1 protein-coding gene is annotated in these 616 nt (G+C 64.4%); it reads right to left on the reverse strand.

From position 1 onward, the window contains the following. Positions 1–452 (reverse strand): acyl-CoA dehydrogenase family protein (locus A5692_RS19460; protein WP_197514338.1); only part of this gene is annotated, 452 nt, incomplete at its 3' end. Positions 453–616 lie beyond the last annotated feature (164 nt).

The following is a 616-nucleotide window of genomic DNA, read 5'->3' on the forward strand; positions in this document are numbered from 1 at the left end:
CCCTCGCGCACCGCGCTGGTCTGCATGCCGGTGGCATCGGCGCCGGCGGCTCTTTCGGTCATGGCAAAGCAGACCCGGATATCGCCGTTGACCAGCGGGACCAGGTAGCGCTGCTTCTGCTCCTCGGTCCCGTGCTCGATGAGGGTCAGCATGGTCGCGTCCTGTGGGCCCATGCAGTTCAACGCCCACGCACCCAGATGGCTGAACGCGCGGCCCACTTCGACTTGCACGACGGCATTGGCCAAGTGCCCCAACCCCATTCCGCCGTACTGCACCGGTACGAAGGGGCACCACAACCCTTCCGCGTGGGCCCTGTCCTGGACCTCCTTGACGATGTCGAAGAAGGGACGCGTGCCGATCTGTGGCTCCGCCGGCAGCACTACCTCGTCGATGAAAGTGGCGACCCGGGCACGCAGTTGCTGAATCTCCGCCGGGAGCTCGAAATCGATCATGTGACATACGCTGACAGGATTGACAGTAACTGTCAACACCGTTAGCGTCAGTGCATGACTTCGACTGCGACGCTGCTCGACGTCGATCGGCTCGACGAGTGGATCGGCGACCGCCTCCCTGGCCGTGGTCAGCCGCTGACGGCTGAACGCATCGGGGCACCCTC

Source organism: Mycobacterium sp. E342 (genome assembly GCF_001667665.1).
In the GTDB taxonomy this organism is placed as follows: Bacteria; Actinomycetota; Actinomycetes; order Mycobacteriales; family Mycobacteriaceae; genus Mycobacterium.